The organism is Halalkalibacter sp. HAAS-P013, from assembly GCF_056619925.1.
Genome location: NZ_JBWQTU010000016.1, coordinates 35,634 through 51,776, shown reverse-complemented (window position 1 = coordinate 51,776; position 16,143 = coordinate 35,634). Strand labels below are relative to the sequence as shown.

Below are 16,143 nucleotides of genomic sequence, written 5' to 3'. Positions count from 1 at the left end.
AGTCCATTTATATTAAGTTACACTAACTACCATTATTTATAGAGAGAAAATATTACTAGTTGCACTATTAATAGAATTCTACTTCCCTGATTGAAAACTGCTTGCATTTGATATAACAATAGGAGATAAATGTGGAGAAAATATGAAGATAATAAACTAAGATCTTACCTTTTCAAAAAACACTGTAGGCGTTGATGCTCATTCATTTGAACCTACAGCTAGACAAATGACTGAAATAATGGAAGGTGAGTCTCTGAAGCTTACTCATCTTTTTGTCAAACAAATTTTCACGATAAGGTTATTGAAATGATACAGAAATTGGTGCCGACATTATTCTTACACAACCGTGCAGTAGCTCCTTCTGAGATATTACGATCAATGAGAATTATATAAGTTTAATGAAACGAAACAGTCAAAATACGCAAAAAATACTGAGTCATTAAAACAAAACAAACATGACTCATATATAGGAGTCATGTTTGTTTATATTTTCTATGAAATTACTCAGGTTTATTCGGGATGTTAGGATCTATTGAAAAGCTTGGTTCAAAACCTTTATAACGGACTTCCGCCATCATTCCTGCATTGGCATGATGAAATTCATGGCAATGGAACATCCAAATCCCTGGATTCTTTGCTTCAAATACAATTTCATATGTTTCCCCTGGTCTGACATTCAATGTATCTTTTAAGATCGGTGATCCAGAGATAGGTACTCCGTCCTTAGAAATAACATTGAAAAATTCTCCATGTAAATGCATTGGGTGGTCAACATCTGTGTCATTTACAATTGTAAATTTCACAACGTCTCCTTCTTCAACCTCATAACTCTCATGGTCTGGAAACAATTTATTGTTAATTGTAAACGTCTCGCCACCATCATTTGTTCCGAGAATCATATCAAACTCTTTTGTAATATCAGGTAGATTTACATCAACTGCTTCTCCGTAGGCAGTAAAGTCAAAAAATGAAGAAATGGTTTCGGTCGTTTGAAGATCATTGCTTTCATAACCACTATAAATAATAGGTAGTAAAGACTGTAAATTATCTCGGTTCTCTTCAGCGAAAACCTGTACTCCCCATGCCCCTGGATTGTCCAGCTCTATTACAACATCATAGCGTTCAGCAGGCGCTATACGAAATGCTGTATCATTTAACCATTCAGGTTCATTTACAGACTGGCCATCATAATTTGTGATTTTAAAAGAGTGCCCTGGAATCGAAACAACTTGAGTAAAGAGCCCTGCATTCAGAAAACGAAGTTTCATTTTATTTCCTTCTTCAACTTGAATTGACTCTATTTGCGGGGTTGCTTTTCCATTAATAATCATAGTATCATACATTTCATTCATCATTTCAGCATGACTTAACCCATTACTATCACTACTCATATCGCCATGATCCATTTCCTCTTCTTCCATATTGCCATGGTCCATATCGTCGTGATCCATATCTCCATGATTCATGCTTCCATGGTCCATATTACCGTGATCCATACCGCTGTGATCCATGTCTCCCATTCCCATAGAGGACCATTCATCAATTACGACCACTTCATCCAGATCATAAGATTCCCCGTCTTTAGGCTCAACAATAAAGACACCGTAAAGACCTTTGCCAACTTGTCTAGCACCATCTTGATGGGAATGATACCAATATGTCCCCGGCACATCAGCCTGATACTCATAAGTAAATGTTTCTCCAGGCATGATTGCATTTTGTGTTACACCAGGAACACCATCCATTTCATTTGGAACCGGAAATCCGTGTAAATGGAGAGCAGTGGGTTCATCTAGTGAATTGGTCACATTTACTACTACACTATCGCCTTCTAGAACTCTAATTTCTTGACCAGGTAAACTACCATTATATGTCCATGCATCATCCATGATCTCATCATTGAACATCCAGTGAGTTTCTGTCACATTTAGATCAAAAACTTTCTTTCCATCTTCTGAAATCACATCCTGTGTTTGTTCTTCCTGCTGAGGCTCACCATGTCCCATCGCGGAATGGTCAACTGCATCATTTGAACAGCCGGCTATAACTAATGACAATGCCAGCGCTATACCAGCTAAACCGTATGATTTTTTCAATGTTAATTTCCCCTTTTCCAAAAAAAATGTTTGATTAGCTTTCAAATATAATTCTAAAAAAAAAGTATATAGAATTTATGAAGAAATGAACTTACATATCATTTTCATAAAAACGTCACACTTTTTCTCTGGAAATAATAAGCAAGAAGCTACATTACACTTACAAATTTTCCTTTTTTAGAAGGATACAATCATCATTTTTTAATAGATAAATGTGAAATACATCACCTCTACATAGGCCCAAACCTCTTGTTAATTCTGTAGGAATACGAATAGAGCCTCTATCACTAACTATCATTTTATTATCAAGAGAATGATCCGAGTATTTTTTAATAATAAGATCTTTTGAGCCACCTTCTAATCCTATTGCAACCTCTTCTCCAGGTAAGATATTTAATTTCCTTCTAATTGAACTAGGAATGGTAATTTGTTGCTTTTCCTTAATACTACACACTAATTTACTATCAACTAATTCTTTAACTCTTTCTTTAATATCGCTAATTTTTACCATATATTAACACCTCATTTCGATGACTATTAATAGAATAGGCTTGAAATTTAAAGAAAGTGTGAAGAAGTCGCAATAATTTTAAAGGGATATTTTGTGAAATTTAGCTATTTACGTAACCCAAAAGATATAAACTACTGAACATTAATCATACGAAAACACACCATCCCTTATTTGTAGGGATGGTGCGTTTTCTTTAAAGAATAAATCAATTACTGACTTAAACCCTCAAGAATCATATTAATATTTGATTTCATCATTTTTAGATAGGTATCTCCATCTGTTCCTTCTTTTCCTAAAGAATCTGTATATACGGTACCTACAATAGGTACACCAGTTTCCTTTGATACAGTTTCCATGGTACGACGATCGACACTTGTTTCAACAAACAGAGAAGTAATCCCTTTATCTCGGACAAGATCAATTACATCACGCATTTGTTGAGGGGAGCCTTGATTTTCAGAATTGATCTCCCAAATATATCCTGTTTCTATGCCATAGGCCTTACCAAAATATTTAAATGCCCCTTCACTTGTAATTAAAAATCGTTTATTTACATCGATAGTTGCAATCCTCTCAATCGCTTTTTCATGCAGCTCGGTTAACTCTAGTATATATTGATCAGCATTTTCTACATAAATACTCTCATTCTCGGGGTCTTCTTTAATTAATGCATCACGTATATTTTCAGTATACTTAATTCCATTACGCAAATCGAGCCAAGCATGTGGATCAGTTTCATCTTCTAACCCTTGGGATTCTAAAAGAATAGGCTCTACTCCTTTACTCACTTGATAAACGGGTGCTTCCTCATCTCCTTTTCCGGCAACTTCAATTAACTTCTTGAACCATCCGTTTCCTTCTTCTAAGTTTAACCCATTATAAAAGACAACATCTGCATCAGTTGTTTTCTTAACATCCTCTGGAAGAGGATCGTATTCGTGTGGGTCCGCACCAATTGGTGTTAAATTATAAATTTCTACTGCATCTCCTCCGACATTCTTTGTAATATCATAAATGATGGAATAAGTCGTGACGACCTTCAATTTATCATTCCCACCCTCTTCTTGGCCAGTCGGTTTACTTCCACATGCCCCAAGTAAAAACAGTGTAAGAATAGTAGTAATAAATAATAAATTTCTCATATTTCCTCTCCCTTTTACGATAATTATTTTAGCTATCTGATTGTATTATCAGTGCTCTCTTTTTTCGAGCACGTATAGAACGCCATAACACCCCTTGCTTTGGTGATAAGAAAAATGCTAGGGCAAACAATGTGCTTGCTACAACGACAATAGTTGGTCCAGAAGCTAAATTATACGAAAAGCTAAAATAAAGACCAACTATTGACGCAACAACGCCAAAACCTGCTGCTAGGAAAACCATAAGCCCCAAGCGATTCGTCAAAAGGTACGCAGTTGCTGCAGGTGTTATTAACATCGCTACAACTAATACAATGCCGACTGTTTGCAATGAAGCAACTGTAGACATTGTTAACAGGGCCATTAACAAATAATGTATGATTTTATTAGGTAAGCCATAAGCTGCTGACATCGTAGGATCAAAGGTAGTAACAAGTAACTCTTTAAAAAATAGATAGACAGATAGCAACACTACGACTGTAACAATTAAGGTCATCCACATTTCAGAAGTGGGCACAGCCAAAACATTTCCAAATAAGATATGGTATAAATCGGTGCTACTTTGTAAGAGGGTAATGACGATTATACCCACTGCAAAAGCAGCAGTAAACATGATTCCTATCGATGTATCATCTTTAATCCGACTATTTTGACTAATAAAGCCAATGGCAATCGCTGTAAGTAAACCCGTCACTACAGCACCATAAAAAATATTGATTCCTAGCATATAAGAAATCGCAACCCCTGGAAGGACTGCATGTGAAATGGCATCCCCCATTAAGGACATCCCTCTTAAAATGATAAAACAACCGATAACTCCACAAACAATCCCTACTAGAACTGATGTAAGTAATGCTCTTTGTAAAAACTCATATTGTAAAATAGACTCATAGAAAGCAATTATACTCATGATATTGTCATCCCCATTTCCTCTAAAAAGGATAATTGTCCATGGTAAGCTTTCGAAATTATCTCTGGTCGACATACCTCGTGTACCAATCCATATTTGATTAGTTCTTTATTTAGTAACAACAACTCATCAAAATACGCACCTGCTTTACTTAAATCATGATGGACAATGAAAACGGTTTTTCCTTCATCTCGCTGTTCACGCAAAATGTTAATAATGGTTTCCTCACTTGTCACATCGATCCCGACAAATGGTTCATCAAGAAAAAACAATTCCGGATTTTGAGCTAACGCCCTAGCAACGAATACTCGTTGCTGTTGCCCACCCGATAACTCTCCAATTTGACGCTGACTATACTCGTTCATCCCGACTTTTTTTAAACATTCATAGGCCCATTCTCTTTCTCTTTTCTTTGGTCGTTTAAACAAGCCAAGCTTCGGATATGTTCCGATCAAAACTGTATCAATCACTGTAATAGGGAAGTCCCAGTCAATAGTACTACGTTGAGGGACATAGGCAATTTTCTCCCGCATTTCCTGAATCGATTTACCTGCGATGTTTATTTCACCCTTATCTTTTGGGATCAAATTCAACAGTGATTTTAATAAAGTTGACTTTCCCGCCCCATTTGGACCGATAATTCCAACAATTTGCCCCTTTTTTGTGGAGAATGATATATTTTTCACCGCTTCATTCCCGTGATAGGAAACATGTAAATTTCGAACTAAAACTAAGTCGTCCAATAGCTTCAACTCCTTTAGATATTTAATAATTTAATCATAAACTTTCCTCAGGGCAACTTTTTAGTTAAAAAGAAAATGTACGTTTGGAATACCTATATCATGATATGTATTTGCATTAACGAAATAAACTTGTACAAATGAATTAATTTTTCACTAGGGCAACTTTAGTTACCATTATATTCACTTTACATATAGTTTACAAGCTTATTTTCTTGAATGATTATTCATTTGAGAATAAAACCATAAAAACACCCCCGAAAGTTAGATTTTCTACTCTAACTTTCGGGGGTCGGAACCATCGCTTATATACGATTTAACTCTATTTCATTTTTTTATCAAATGGAATCATATCTCCTAATGCCTTTTAGTGAATGTCTTCGTATGTACTCTCATCATTTGACATCATCAACTAGTAGATAGTATTTTCCCTTACGAGAGTATATAAAGTTTTTCTCTAGTTTAAGTTTTTTTAATTTATCAACGGAAAAGGATAGAAGGAATTAAGTCAATATTCAGGGCACGAGTTTATCGTGCCTTTGATTGTTCTTCTCAAAATCGCTAGTTGTTTTCTCGCAATCAGAGCATTGGTTCATTTAACGCCATCCTCCCTCGACAACTCAATAGATATTGTTATTCTTTTAATATACATCTATTTTATCACCGAGAAATTCTGTTACGAAAGGGTTTTTCTTAGACAAATAACGTCATTTCCTCCCAAAGAAAGATCGTCTTACATGAAAAAAGGTGAGAGCGAAAGGAGTTTTGTATAGGGTTCATTCAACCTTAATTAGTCCTCTGCTTCTTCTTTAGAAAAATCTGGATACATACTCAACATGTATGGAGTAACTATGGCAGGTATATTCTACGAGACTTTGTTGACAGGCTGAAACAACCAGTTAAAACTGGTTGTTGTTTAAATTTCATAAGAAAAGACCTTCTAGAATTTCGGAACAATTAGATTATAAGTGTTAAGTTTTTCAAACTCCAACCCCACAGAGATTTAAGTAATGAAATTAACCAAAAGCTATTTAAATTGCTCCAATTCCTGTTCTATCTCATAGGTTACTTTTCATCCCCATCTGAACACCAAGAATAACAACCGCTAAACTTAGCTTGGATCGCAGAAATGCATTCACAACGGTCCTTAATAATCCTATTCCTAGATCTATCCTATTTTTTAACTCTTTTTAATATTAAGGTTCGTCCAAAAAGGATTGTTGTATATATAAAATGTTGAAAAGAAGTTGATAGGAGCGGAGATCAACTTCTTTATCATGAATATATTTCAAAAAGAGGGGCACCCTAACCGGAGATAGCTTTTATCTCCGGTTTGTCTTTACCCCACGTAAGTTAACTGTTTATTGTCACGATATACTTGATTAATAGTCCCTCCCCCGAGACATTCTTCCCCTTGATAGAAAACAACTGCTTGACCAGGTGCTATAGCACGAATCGGCTTATGGAAAATTACTTGAACTTTAGAATCATCCAATCTTTTTACTGTTACTTTATAGTAGATAAATTTTCCTTCTTGATTGAATTGGATTTATACAAGAACGGGTTGTTCTACTTCTCCTAATGTTAAAAGCCGCTTTTTGATTTCTTCTACATTCACATATTTCTGTGAAACACCTGTTTCCATTGCTGCAAATGCAACAGCAGAGGCAACATGAGCTGCTACCCGGCGATCAAATGGGTCTGGAATCACATAATCCACATGAAGACTTTCTTCTGAAATCAATTCAGCAATGGCATAAACCGCAGCTAGTTTCATTTCTTCGTTGATTTCTCTAGCGTGAATATCTAAAGCACCTCGGAAAATACCAGGGAATGCCAATACGTTATTGACCTGATTTGGAAAATCAGAACGGCCTGTCCCCACTACAAGTGCTCCCGCTTCCTTTGCCTCTTCCGGCATAATTTCAGGTACAGGGTTGGCCATGGCAAAAATAATTGGATTCGGATTCATGGACCGAACCATCTCTTTCGTAACAGCACCTGCAGCTGATACTCCTACAAACACATCCGCTCCTGCAAGAGCATCTGCTAAGACTCCTTGCTTTTGTCCTTTATTAGTGATACTAGCCATTTCTTCTTTAAATGGATTCATTCCGACCGGGCGTCCTTCATAAATGATTCCTTTTGTATCACATAAAATGACATCTTTTACGCCCATATGCAGAAGCAGCTTAACAATCGCTACCCCGGCAGCACCCGATCCGTTTGCTACAACACGGATGTCTTCAATCCTTTTGTTAGCTAATTTTAAAGCGTTGATTAAACCCGCAGCTGTTACAATCGCTGTACCGTGCTGATCATCATGGAAAATTGGAATGTTACAAATCTTTTTTAGTCGTTCTTCAATTTCAAAGCACTGAGGTGCTGCAATATCTTCTAAATTCACGCCTCCGAACGTTGGCTCTAATAATTTAACAACTTCAACAATCTTGTCTGTGTCAGTTGTATCGAGACAAATCGGGAATGCATCCACATCCGCAAATGATTTAAACAATAACGCTTTTCCCTCCATCACTGGCATGGCAGCTTTTGGACCAATCTTTCCAAGACCAAGCACAGCTGTTCCGTTTGAAACAACGGCAACAAGATTTCCCTTCATCGTATAGTCATATACTTTACTTTCATCATTATGAATGTCTATGCAAGGCTCTGCTACACCTGGTGAATAAGCAAGACTTAAATCTTTTGCATTGCGAACGTCAACTTTTGAATGAACACCAAGTTTCCCCCGATTTTCCTTGTGCATTTTTAATGTTTCTTCACGTAAATTAGACATATCCAGTCTCTCCTTTTAATTAACAACATATATTTTTACACGGTATAAACAAACAAGTTAATGGAATAACCGCCATCCAGCCGTTTCCCGAATACAACCATCACAAGTAAGCTTCCAATCAATCGGCTAAATAACCCCTATATTTAAACGCTTACAATCGTATACTAAAAAGGTGACAAACCAATGGAGGGAAAGGCTCATGATTACCCTATACCGGTGATACAACAGAATTGCTTTCTCTTACTATTTCTTTTGTCAGAACCTCTTGTGCAATCGCTTCCAATTAACTTATACATAGTTTAATAAATTCGAATAATTTAAGACAGTTTATGAAACTTATAAAAACTTTCGTAACTAAAAAAAGCAGATACATCTAATAGATAGTAAATCAATCACTTCTCGTTTAATTACTTCCATTGCTTCATTAATAGATTTTTGCAATATCCACCAACTGAAATCCTTCAATTTCGTTTAAATATCGTTTATTGAACTAGTTATTGATTTTGGGCGGGCGGTGCTAAGGACTGTAAAGAAAGGAAGGGCAATCCACGTAAGAAAGACCTTTAAGCCTGATAATTTAACGAGACTGAAGTTAATATTTTCTACTGTATAAGTTCCAAGAGTTTGAATTAGGAGTACTACTCCCCACTCTACTTAAAAATTTCTTTATGCTCTTCTTTTATAGTATTTAGTGTGTCATTAATGGAGTGGTGATCAACATCTAGCCGATAACTACAAACTCTCTGTAACAGATCTGCTTTACCGTATCCATGAAAAATGTATATGAGTTCTTCCGTTCCCTGATTTCTTTCTTCAATTCTGTTCTCCTTAATTAAAGCCTCAATGTTTTCGAATTTTTCATAGACTACATAATAATTCAATTTTGTTTCATCGACAAAATACTGTTTTGACTCAATTAAATTATGAATTTCCATTCATAATCCACCTCTCTGTATTTAGGAGTATCATACAATAAAAATTTACCATAGAGAGTAACTTGAATATAGATTACATAAATAAATTGAATATTTTTTATTTATAATCATTTTGTTCATTTTTTTCACATAATTACATCACCTGGTGAAGCTTCCTGTATCACCGAAGAAGTATTACAATACAAGGAAAACTCTTATTTTGTTAATTAATTACTAAGGCATGAATTAGAAAAAGCCAAATCATATTCATAAAAACATTTCTAAAAACAGGTAATACCTTATGTATTACCTGTTTTTAGAAATCAACACTTTAGCTCTGCATTTGAATACACTTTAAAATTGTTTCTTTATCGTTACGTGTGTTATAACGGTACTCTTCTCGGTAATTTTCCGGTCCTTTTCCCGTAATGATCATTCCATCGCCTTTTTTTAATAGAGATAGTACATACATGATCGCTTCCGTTCGATCGTCCATAACAACGATATTTTGGTATGGCTTGCTTAGTTCCCTTAACTCAGCCAACATCTGTTCTTTTTTCGTTCCATTCAAATCATCCAATGTTAGAAATACATAGTCACTAACGTTTTGACTGATTTCAACCATCGTTTCTCTTTTGGAACAATCTCTTTTCCCCTTAAAACCAAAAATATGATATAGATATTGTTCTGTGCATTCTTTTGCTGTTTTTAAAGAGTACTGAAGACCATCAGGGGTATGCGCATAATCAACGAACGCCTTTGCACCATTTGGTATCGCAACTGCTTCAAATCTTCCTGGGACACCTTCAAACGTTTCCAATGCCTCTATTACTTCTTTAGGAGAAAGACCTATCTCTCTTGCGCATATATAACTCCCTATCGCATTATAAACATTGTGTTCACCTTGGATTTTCATTTTGATGAGATGATCTTTTCCATTGTCATCAATCACTAAATTTACATCAGGAACAGTCTGATACGATTTTAAATAAATCGATTCAACACCTTTCGATTGTCCAAACGAAATGGAAGGGATTAATTCTTCTGCTAACTCTTCGTGTAATCTCTCTCCCCATGAACCATATGTCCCAACTATTCCTCTACCATCATCCTTTAGACACTGAAATATTTTTTTCTTAGTTTGATAATAATTCTCAAAGTTTTTGTGATAATCTAAATGTTCGTGACTCAAATTCGTAAAAAGGGCATAGTCGAACATTGGACCGTGTACCCGATATTGGTCTATACCGTGAGATGAAACTTCCATAACAACATATTCATCATCGCTTTCGTGAAGCATTTGTTGTAACAAAATGGCATCTGGCGTAGTTAAACTGGATTCTCTCATGTCTCCATTTATCACATATTCAACCGTTCCTAACCTAGCAGCTGTTTTTCCATTATGTTTCAATATATGGTGCAATAAATAAGAGGTTGTAGTCTTTCCATTTGTCCCTGTAATGCCGATCATTTTATGCTTGTTTTGAGGCATCTCGTAGAAATAATTGGCCAACATTGATAATGCCTCTCTTGAATCAGATACTCGGATATACGGAACCGACAACTTCTCCTGAAGATTCTTCTCCCCAATAATAGCAACAGTTCCATTTTCAATGGCAGACTGAATGAATTTATGACCGTCTGATTCATACCCAGAAACCGCAACAAATAGATTCCCTTCTTTTATCTTTCTTGAATCGAATTGGATACCTGTAATGTCAATATCTTCGTCACCTTGTATTCCAAAGGGTTCTAGCAAATTATTTAATGTTTTATTCATAAATTTTTACCCTCGGTTAATAGTTGTATTAAAATTGCAAGCTTTATTAATGTGTACAAATATCCATTAATTTACTCAAAAACATCAATTTCTTGACATACAACATATTTCGGTATATGAAATTTAAAGAACTAGCTAGACAGGATTCAATGAACCTTAAATTTAGACTTAAAGAAGAGGACTCACCTGAGCCCTCTTCCTTTTCGCATAATTGGTTTTTATCTAACTTTTAATCTTTAAATAATTGGACAAACATTTTTCCGTAAGGACCACCTTCGATAATACCAATCCCTACTTCACCATATTCTGTATTAAGGATATTAGCTCTATGGCCGTCAGAATTCATTAATGCTTGATGTGCAGCTTCGACCGTTTGGTTCCCTGCTAAGTTTTCCCCAGCTGTACGATAGCTCACATCAAATTGAGCTAACATATCAAAAGGCGAACCGTATGTTGGCGATTGATGGGAGAAATATTGATGATCAATCATATCTTGTGCTTTCACTCTAGCAACTTCAGTTAGCTGTTCGTCGACTTGTAAAGGAGTTAATCCACGATCAATTCTTTCTTGATTAACTAAATCAACCATATGCTGTTCATCCTGTGTTAATTCTTTCTGCTCATCTTCAGTTGAAGGATTAGTTACTTTACTTTCCGTAGTGGCTTCAGGTTGTACTTCTGCAATTGAATTATCGTGTTCAACCTTGTTTTGCCCCTTTTCTAATTGGTTAAACTGGCTTACGTATGATTGATAGATTTCTTTATACCAGTTTTGCAACGCTTCTTGATTAAATTCATTTACATGAATCGTTTTAACTTGTACTTGCTCACTTGCATCAACCTGTCCACTAAAATTAGTAGCAATTAAGGTTGTAGCAAGAACAGCTGTGACCATTAATTTTTTCATCTTTTGCCTCCTAAGGAATGTTTTGTTGGTGGCGCTTCTCTTAAAATGTAACATGTACAGTCTGCGATCTCATTGGTAAAAAATAGATTAATAGGAAATACAATAACCGTGATTTATTTGACCTATCTGCAACAAAAACCTTGGTATAACAGCAATTACTTCATTATGGACGGTCAAAACCTACAAAATTACAATTTCCAAATTTCATTAGTAATCGCTAATTCTATAGATTTCTACACAGTTGGTTACAAACCTGTAAAAAAGCGTCATCCTTCTTACTCTGCCATGATGCCTGTGCTTGCCAAATAATAAGAAGACTGTCTCAAAAGCCGGTAACAGAGGCAGGGATGTCCCAAAAGCAAACCTTTTGGGACATCCCCTTCAATATTTATACTAAGAGTGCCTATTTCATAAGTAACGCTGAAGCATGCACATTCCCTTCAGATCGGCATATGTTAATGAATAAATTTGATAAACCTTTGAAAGGAATGTATAAAATGTATAATGTGCCTAAAAACACCCCATATCCTTATTATCCGAATATTAATAGGACTAAAAATCATGCAGGGTATATGATCAGGAACCAACATGAAAACAAACAACAAATGGAAAACATACTGTCGGGAATTAATCGAGAGGCTACAGCTATTGAATTCTATAGACGATTAGCTAATGTAGCACCTGATCAAAGACATAAAAAAGATATTCTGCAAACATTAGAATCGAAAAAAGCCCATTTGAGCCTCTTTTCTCAACTTTATATGAATCTAACCGGCAGACAGCCTCAGTACCAAATTGACAAAATTCCTTTTCAAAGCTTTAGAGAAGGTTTGCAAAAGGCTAACGAAATAGAAGTAGAAAGCTATCATGAATATCAGAGAAGTTGTTCACTATCCCATGATCCAAATATACAAAATGTTTTTTTATGGGCTTTACAAGGAGAACAAGAAAATGCTTCTAGGTTAAGCTCATTGATTGAGGAAGATTTGTATCGCTTAACCGATTATGGAACCGAGCCGTTCGTAATTGATATTGAAGAAGTTACAAAGCAAAACAACACGTTCCGAACTGCATTATGGACAGGGGAATATTTGCAAGTGACGCTAATGAGTATCGGCGTAGGAGAAGATATCGGTTTAGAAATTCATCCAAAATTAGATCAATTCCTTCGTATTGAAGAAGGTCAAGGGCTGGTGCAAATGGGAGATAGCAAAGATCAACTTAATTTTCAAGCAGAAGTCTTCGATGACTTTGCAATCGTAATCCCTGCTGGAACATGGCACAATTTAACCAATACGGGTAATAAACCAATTAAACTCTACTCGATCTATGCCCCACCGGAGCATCCATATGGAACTGTTCATGAAACGAAAGCCATTGCAATGGCTGCTGAAGAGGACCATCACCACTAGTCAGCAGCTAAAATGAAAGTCGTAGGATAAAGCAAGAAGGGGTGCATCAAAAAGTCAAAACAAACCTTTTGGCACCCCTATATTTTTTACCCTTTTCTAATCCAAAACTTTAACACACCGTTTTCTTCTGTATCTGTTACAAGCTCATAACCGCCAAATACACATATCCCTACATGTATATAATTATCAAATTCATAGTTTGTCAATTATATCAACTAGAGAAATACTAAAAGCCACTATGTAATACCAACACCCCTTTTTTGAATATAATGAAAAAAAGGTAATTACCGACCTTTTAGTACAATCTATTTTGGGGTGTTGTTACAGGATATGCAAAGAGAAATCTATAGCTATTAGCAACAATAATATGGGTACGATGGATATGGCGGATATATTGGATAAGGTGGATATGCCGGGTATGGATAAAAAAATCCTGGTCGTGGACTTAACAATACCCCGGCTGCTAGCCCTGTAAAAAATGGCAACGCAAATGGGACAAATCTTTGATCTCTTCTATGAAACGGATGATGGTTCATAGCGTAATTACTTCGTATCACTTTTATCTTCCTCCATCATATTTTTTTTAGACGTTACACTAAAGAATATGCCTTACCTATCAAAGGTTCTTGGGTGTTCGTTCCTAATTTCAAAAAAAACATATGATACATGCAAATTTATTTACTGGAGGTACTTAAAATCCGCCCACGAAAAATTTCCCAAATATATAATAAACCAAGTTATGGTAAATGTAGGAGATTAAATAACTGGAGATTATGAGCGGAATGCACCTGTGCCACTTATTAATCGACCGCAACACCGAGCCCTTGATCCGCTTTATACGATAAGATTTGAAAGTATCAAATGAAATAAGTAACAAGCACTTCGCCTTTAGAAGTTCTTGTTACTTATTAAATGGCTATTACAATGGCTTCATTAAGTTCAGTTAATTATCATGTAGTCATAGCAATAAAGCTTACATTATTTCATCTTCCAATTTTTCTAAACTTATTAGAAAAAAACCTTCTGCATCCGTATCAATCATTTCTTTCTTCCGTAAACGATTAATGGTACGATTTATCGTCTCTCTCGAAGTTCCAATCATATTAGCTAATTCTCTATTAGTAAAATGGGTTGTTAGTTTAAACCGGTCGCCGACCTGCTCACCATTTGATTTACATAAGCGAAGAAGTAACATCACAATTTGTTCATATGTGTCACGAAGAATTTTTTCCTCTAAGCGATTCTGGAGATCCACAATTTTTTCCCCTAACACTTTGAACATCTTCATACATAGTTCAGGATATGTAAGAAGGATCTGTTCAAACTGCCCCACCGGAATAACAATTAACTCTGAGGTCTCAAGGATCTCGGCATGTGCAGGGAAGTTTCCTTTTCGGAAAAAACCAGCGTGAGGAAACATATCCCCATCCTCAAGAATGGAGACAATTTGTTCTTTGCCTGACAGATCGGTTTTATTTATTTTCACCTTACCCGAATGAATAAAAAACACTCGATCAAGTGGTTCGCCTTGCATAAAAACAAATGACCTTGCCGGATATGTCCGCAATTGTGAAATATCGACGATCGGCTGGATCTCTTCTTCTGAAAGATCCTTAAAAAGGGATACTTCCTGTAAATGGTTTTTAATCAGCGCTGTTTTCATATCAAAACCCCTTAACTTACATATTCTTCATTTAATTGTAGTAAATCATCAAGAAGTAAACTGTGAGCTAGATCACAAGTATACCTAATAATGGTGAGTTTAATTCTAGAGCTGGTATTTTTGAAAAGACACTTTCCTTTTAGTCGTGATCTAAATCACTACAAGTACGATAATTCGTTGTTATCATTTACTTAGATTCAAATTAATTAATCAAATGGAGGAATTATAATGGACCGAACATTTACTGAAACATCAGTTGTAGGTGAAATCGTAACGAAATTTCCTAAGGCAAGTGACCTTTTCAAATCTTATCGCATTGACTTTTGTTGTGGCGGAAACCGTCCAATTATAGAGGCTATAAATGAAAGAAATCTTTCAGCAGAGGAAGTTTTAACAAACTTAAATACACTGTATCAAGAAACAATTGCTTCAAATGAATCAAGAATCGAGTGGGAACGCGCATCATATAGTGAACTAATCGATTATATTATTAATAAGCATCACCGCTTTATTAATGAAGAGTTTAGTCAATTAAGTCCTTACGTCACAAAAGTATTACGAGTTCATGGGTCTGGACAACCTCATTTAGCTCAAATCCATCGTTTATTCCACGAATTACGAGTTGAATTAGAGCAACATTTAATTAAAGAAGAAACGGAAGATTTTCCTCTTATTTTAGAAGTTGAACAAAACAGAACGAAAGAAAACGTTGAGAAATTACAAAAGGTCGTTGAAGAACTAGAAAATGAACATAGCCACGCCGGGAACATTTTAAAAGAACTCCGTGAGGTTACAAACGACTTTACTCCTCCAGAAGGAGCGTGCGGCACGTATCGTTTAGTCTATCAACGTCTTGAAGACATTGAAGCTGATATGTTCCAACACATTCACTTAGAAAATAATGTATTGTTCCCTCGAGCAGTAGCACAGGTGTAGTTCTCTTAGAGTATATGATGCATGTAACCGGTTAAAGGGGTTTGTTAAAAGATCTGTTTTTGACAAACTCCCACGGCATTGCCTTCTCTGTTTCTGCTTATGAGACAACCATTTGTTTCAACAAAGAAACAAAGACATGAACGCTTTTGCTCATGTCTTTGTTTTTTCTTGTTTCTGCTTTCTCAGTGATTTTGGAATATATACGCAATTCGGTTCACATTCCATATAATCTCCAGTTGACGCATACGCTCTTTAGCGCGATATATTAGGAGTAAATGTTAATTAAGTCACAGTTGTTTGAAGAGTCTATTGTTACTATTAACAGTATTAAGGTCAAA

General features: G+C 35.7%; 14 protein-coding genes. 2 read left to right on the top strand and 12 right to left on the bottom strand.

The features are described from left to right. Positions 1 to 500: 500 nt before the first annotated feature. From AC1FXP_RS19350 to AC1FXP_RS19305, 10 genes are all read right to left on the bottom strand, one after another. Positions 501 to 2,096, bottom strand: a complete 1,596-nt coding sequence (locus AC1FXP_RS19350; RefSeq protein WP_480063628.1) for a multicopper oxidase family protein — start codon at positions 2,094 to 2,096, stop codon at positions 501 to 503. A gap of 160 nt (positions 2,097 to 2,256) precedes the next feature. Beyond that, positions 2,257 to 2,607: an AbrB/MazE/SpoVT family DNA-binding domain-containing protein gene (locus AC1FXP_RS19345; RefSeq protein WP_480063627.1), complete on the bottom strand. Its 351-nt coding sequence runs from the start codon at positions 2,605 to 2,607 to the stop codon at positions 2,257 to 2,259. A gap of 209 nt (positions 2,608 to 2,816) precedes the next feature. Next, positions 2,817 to 3,749, bottom strand: coding sequence for a metal ABC transporter substrate-binding protein (locus AC1FXP_RS19340; RefSeq protein WP_480063626.1), 933 nt, complete (start codon positions 3,747 to 3,749; stop codon positions 2,817 to 2,819). Between the two features lie 28 nt (positions 3,750 to 3,777). Then, positions 3,778 to 4,656: a metal ABC transporter permease gene (locus tag AC1FXP_RS19335; RefSeq protein WP_464368897.1), complete on the bottom strand. Its 879-nt coding sequence runs from the start codon at positions 4,654 to 4,656 to the stop codon at positions 3,778 to 3,780. Then, positions 4,653 to 5,399, bottom strand: coding sequence for a metal ABC transporter ATP-binding protein (locus AC1FXP_RS19330; protein ID WP_480063625.1), 747 nt, complete (start codon positions 5,397 to 5,399; stop codon positions 4,653 to 4,655). Before AC1FXP_RS19330 ends, AC1FXP_RS19335 begins: the two co-directional genes overlap by 4 nt. 1,336 nt (positions 5,400 to 6,735) lie before the next feature. After that, positions 6,736 to 6,918 (bottom strand): aminomethyltransferase beta-barrel domain-containing protein, encoded by a 183-nt coding sequence (locus tag AC1FXP_RS19325; protein ID WP_480063669.1) that lies wholly within the window; start codon positions 6,916 to 6,918, stop codon positions 6,736 to 6,738. A 27-nt stretch (positions 6,919 to 6,945) separates the two neighbouring features. Then, positions 6,946 to 8,193 carry an NADP-dependent malic enzyme gene (gene ystJ / locus AC1FXP_RS19320; RefSeq protein WP_480063624.1) on the bottom strand — a complete coding sequence of 416 codons (1,248 nt, stop codon included), beginning with the start codon at positions 8,191 to 8,193 and terminating at the stop codon, positions 6,946 to 6,948. A 650-nt stretch (positions 8,194 to 8,843) separates the two neighbouring features. Next, the gene (locus AC1FXP_RS19315; RefSeq protein ID WP_480063623.1) at positions 8,844 to 9,128 is read right to left on the bottom strand and encodes a hypothetical protein; all 285 of its coding nucleotides are present in this window, start codon (positions 9,126 to 9,128) and stop codon (positions 8,844 to 8,846) included. 310 nt (positions 9,129 to 9,438) lie between these two features. Then, positions 9,439 to 10,887, bottom strand: a complete 1,449-nt coding sequence (locus tag AC1FXP_RS19310) for a UDP-N-acetylmuramoyl-L-alanyl-D-glutamate--2,6-diaminopimelate ligase (protein WP_480063622.1) — start codon at positions 10,885 to 10,887, stop codon at positions 9,439 to 9,441. Positions 10,888 to 11,116: 229 nt separating this feature from the next. Continuing rightward, positions 11,117 to 11,794 carry a CAP domain-containing protein gene (locus AC1FXP_RS19305; protein ID WP_480063621.1) on the bottom strand — a complete coding sequence of 226 codons (678 nt, stop codon included), beginning with the start codon at positions 11,792 to 11,794 and terminating at the stop codon, positions 11,117 to 11,119. Between the two features lie 497 nt (positions 11,795 to 12,291). Between AC1FXP_RS19305 and AC1FXP_RS19300 the strand changes: the two genes are divergently transcribed. Continuing rightward, positions 12,292 to 13,206 carry a cupin domain-containing protein gene (locus tag AC1FXP_RS19300; protein WP_480063620.1) on the top strand — a complete coding sequence of 305 codons (915 nt, stop codon included), beginning with the start codon at positions 12,292 to 12,294 and terminating at the stop codon, positions 13,204 to 13,206. 353 nt (positions 13,207 to 13,559) lie between these two features. Here AC1FXP_RS19300 and AC1FXP_RS19295 read toward each other — a convergent pair whose 3' ends face one another. Together AC1FXP_RS19295 and AC1FXP_RS19290 are read right to left on the bottom strand one after the other, a co-directional pair. Beyond that, positions 13,560 to 13,763 carry a hypothetical protein gene (locus AC1FXP_RS19295; protein ID WP_480063619.1) on the bottom strand — a complete coding sequence of 68 codons (204 nt, stop codon included), beginning with the start codon at positions 13,761 to 13,763 and terminating at the stop codon, positions 13,560 to 13,562. A gap of 416 nt (positions 13,764 to 14,179) precedes the next feature. After that, the gene (locus AC1FXP_RS19290) at positions 14,180 to 14,869 is read right to left on the bottom strand and encodes a Crp/Fnr family transcriptional regulator (protein WP_480063618.1); all 690 of its coding nucleotides are present in this window, start codon (positions 14,867 to 14,869) and stop codon (positions 14,180 to 14,182) included. Between the two features lie 228 nt (positions 14,870 to 15,097). Here AC1FXP_RS19290 and ric point away from each other — a divergent pair, with 228 nt between their 5' ends. Next, positions 15,098 to 15,805, top strand: a complete 708-nt coding sequence (ric, locus tag AC1FXP_RS19285) for an iron-sulfur cluster repair di-iron protein (RefSeq protein ID WP_480063617.1) — start codon at positions 15,098 to 15,100, stop codon at positions 15,803 to 15,805. Positions 15,806 to 16,143 lie beyond the last annotated feature (338 nt).